The 3,338-nt window shown below is 67.6% G+C and carries 3 protein-coding genes; 1 reads left to right on the top strand and 2 read right to left on the bottom strand.

Annotated elements, in window-relative coordinates; genetic code table 11:
• Positions 1-879, bottom strand: an 879-nt coding sequence (locus ACVMYR_RS33010) for a family 43 glycosylhydrolase (RefSeq protein WP_457123688.1), incomplete at its 3' end; no start/stop codon positions are given.
• 40 nt (positions 880-919) lie between these two features.
• A complete protein-coding gene (locus ACVMYR_RS33005) occupies positions 920-2,350 on the bottom strand; it encodes a glycoside hydrolase family 43 protein (RefSeq protein WP_218106998.1) in 1,431 nt (476 codons plus the stop codon).
• A 757-nt stretch (positions 2,351-3,107) separates the two neighbouring features.
• Between ACVMYR_RS33005 and ACVMYR_RS33000 the strand changes: the two genes are divergently transcribed.
• The coding region (locus ACVMYR_RS33000) for an alpha-L-fucosidase (RefSeq protein ID WP_457123687.1) at positions 3,108-3,338 on the top strand (231 nt) is incomplete at its 3' end.

The following is a 3,338-nucleotide window of genomic DNA, read 5'->3' as shown; positions in this document are numbered from 1 at the left end:
GCCATTGTGGTAGAAGAAATACGACCCGCCGTTGAAGTCCACGATCCCCGGATGATTGGTGAAACTGCTGCCCTGCCGCGGCATCACCGTCCCCCGGTACGTCCACGGCCCCGTCGGACCCGGCGCCGTCGAATACGCGATGAACTCACCACAACACTCCGCCGCGAAGATGTTGTAGTAGACACCGTTGCGCTTGTACACCCACGGCGCCTCCTCATACAACGTCGGACGACTCGCGTTGCCGTTACGCGTGCCGAACCCGGCCGTGGTCAACGGGATCTTCGTCGGGCTGCCCGAGTAGGAGATCATGTCCTGGTTCAGCTTCACGTACCACAGGTTCGGGTTACCCCAGTACAGGTATGCCTGCCCGTCGTCGTCGATCATCACGTTCGGATCGATCTCACCATTACCCAGCAACGGACGACCGATCGCGTCGCGGAACGGACCGGTCGGACTGTCGGCCACCCCGACACCGATCACCATCCCGCCACCACGCTGCTTCACCGGCACATACCAGTAGAACTTCCCGTTACGCGCCGCCACGTGACCCGCCCACGCATCCGACTCCGCCCACGCGAACGTCGCCAGACTCATCGGCGAACCATGATCAGTCCAGTTCACCATGTCGGCCGACGAGAACACCCGCCAGTCCTTCATCGTGAAGTACGTCGACCCGTCCTCGTCATGCCCGGTGTACAGATACACCCGACCGTTGTGCACCAACGGCGCAGGATCCGCCGTATAGATCGTCTGCACGATCGGGTTGTCGGCGTGGGCCGGGCTCCCCGGCAGCAGCGTCGCGATCAGGAACAGGCTCACGAGCCAGGCGCCGGCGCGTCTGATCCGGGCCCTGGTCGCGGGCGGGCTTGCGACTGTCATCGTCATCTCCTGGTGGTGGTGTGCGGGGCCGGCGACGCGGTCAGTAGCCGACCCGGAAGGTCGCGTTCTCCCGCTCCGTGGCGGTGGTGATCTCGTGGATGTAGAGCTGGTTGCTCTGCTGCCGCAGGTACCTGGTGGGGAAGTTGTAGGAGCGGAACGACGACCAGCCCGAGTTGGCCAGGCCGGCGACCCGGTAGAAGGTCGCGTCGGCGCGGAAGATCGCGCTGTTGTCGTTGGCCGCGAGCACCATGCTGTAGTTGGAGTGCCGCAGGTACCGTCCGGGCTGGTTCACCGACTCGAACGACACCCCGGCCGGGTCCGCGAGCCCCGGCACGAGCCGCCACTGCGAATCCTGGTACGGGTCGAACGGCATCGCGTCGACGCGGCCGACGCCGTTGGCGTGGCGGACGTACGACCCGGGGTTGGTCCAGGACTTGATGCGGTTCCACTGGGTGGTGCCGCCGTAACGGTTGAGCAGGTTCGTGCGGTCGGTGGCGCTGATCGGGTGGATCGAGTTGTGCTTGGCGTTGAGCGGGGGCGTGTAGTTGCGCTGGTTGACCGCCGTCCAGGTGCCCGCGACGATGTCGCCCTGCCAGGCGAGGAACACGCTGTTCGGGCAGAACGTGTCGCCCCACAGCCACCACGTCGACGAGGTCAGCGACTTGACCACCGTGGGCGCCTCGATGCAGCCGCCGCCGGTGCCGTTGGTGTAGCGGACGAAGCTGCCCGGGTTGAGCGACGTCGACCGGGCGCCGTACAGGGTGGAGGGCGAGTTGCTCTTGTAGTAGAGGTAGTTCATGCCGTTGACGCCGGTGACGACGTGCGAGTCGATGACACCGCTCGGGCCGCCGTCGAAGAGGACGACGGGCGAGGTGACGTTGGTGAAGTTGCTCGTGTACACGACCATGATCACCGAGTAGGTGTAGCCGGCCGGGACGGTCGAGTAGGTGATCGCGTACTGGTTGCGGGACGCGTCCCAGTAGATCGACGGGGCCCAGGTGAACGAGCCCGGGTTCGGCCAGTTGATGTTGAGCAGGCGGTCCGCCGACCAGTTCACCAGGTCGGGCGAGGTCCAGATGTGGATGTTCGGGTTCGGGGCCCAGAAGTTGCCGCCGACCGGGATGTCGGTGGCCGCCAGCACCCAGGTGCCGTCGTTGAGCCGGAACAGGAACGGGTCGCGGATCCCCCGGGTGCCGGCCGTCGGCGTCAGGATCGCCTCGTTGTTGTTGAGCGGCGTCCACTCCAACGCGTCGGAGCTGACCGCCAGGTGCACGCTGTTGACGTTGCCGGCACCGCTGACGGACTCCTTGAAGTACGCCATCACGTAGGCGGAGTCGGCGGCCATCGCGGGCGCGGGGGCGAGGACCACCGCGGCGAGGGCGGCCAGCAGCGTGGTCACCACCGTCAGCACCGCGGCGCGTAGTGACCTCGATCGTCTTCTCGATCGTCGCGCGACAGCCTTGTCGGGCATCAGGCATCTCCTCTCGGGACGGGTTTCCGCGGCTCGACGGGCCAGCGGATTCGACGGGGGCGGCGGGATGGGTGCGACCGGACGGGGGCAACGTGCAGGCCTGTCGGCGTGGCGCCCCCGCGCCGACCCACCGCACCAGCGCCGGAAGGGCAGCCCGGCGCACGGAATGTGAACGTTCTCAGCAGGGTTTCGACCCCTCCGGACAGCTCCCTGCAGCGACCGGAGGGGTCGCGCGCCGGCCGGCGTTTCACAACTGTGAGCGATAACATAGCCGCTCGTCAAGATTTAACGGCGCAGATGCCAGACGGAAACCCCGCCGTCCCGACGGCGCTCCTGCCTGCGCCCCGAGGTCAGGGCCCGGCGGGCAAGCCTCGCCCCCGACGCCGCGATGTTATCGCTAACACACGGCGCGGCAGGCGGCTCGCCCCCCGGACGCCCGCGCGAGGGGGACTGCGCCACCCCTCGCGGAGTCGGGACGATCGGGGTGAAGATGAGAGCCCTCGGTGTTAACGTTCATACGATGTCTCGCGGAGCGAGACCGACGCCCCGCCGCCTCGACACGGGCGCTGTGGGCATTGATCTGATGTCTGCCTGACGCCCGGCCCCGCCGCCCCTCCAGGCACGCACGGCAAGAGCAGCCCGCGCAGCCGTCGATGAGCATTGACGTTACGCATCGGAAACCTTTAACGTCTGACGTCTCGGCCGTGAGACAGGCCGCCACACCACCACCGCCCACTCCGCCTCTGGAGGGAGCTCCATGTCCCGTCCCTCGATCTCCCGACGTTCGCTGCTGGCCGCACTGGGTGTTACCGGCGCCGCCGCCGCCACCGGCGGCCTGATCCGTCCCTTCCCCGCCTCCGCCGCCATCCCCGGCCCCACCAGCTACTCCGAGTCGTGGGCCTCGGTCGGCCAGCACCCGGCCGCGGCCGAGTGGTTCCAGGACGCCAAGTTCGGCATCTACTACCACTGGGGCGTCTTCAGCGTCCCG

It is taken from the genome of Micromonospora sp. PTRAS2 (assembly GCF_054052245.1).
This window is presented reverse-complemented; position numbering and strand designations above follow the sequence as displayed.

Excerpts from the sequence above, each read along its gene's own strand:
- ACVMYR_RS33005 (WP_218106998.1), bottom strand. The coding sequence starts at position 2,350 with ATGCCCGACAAGGCTGTCGCGCGACGATCGAGAAGACGATCGAGGTCA.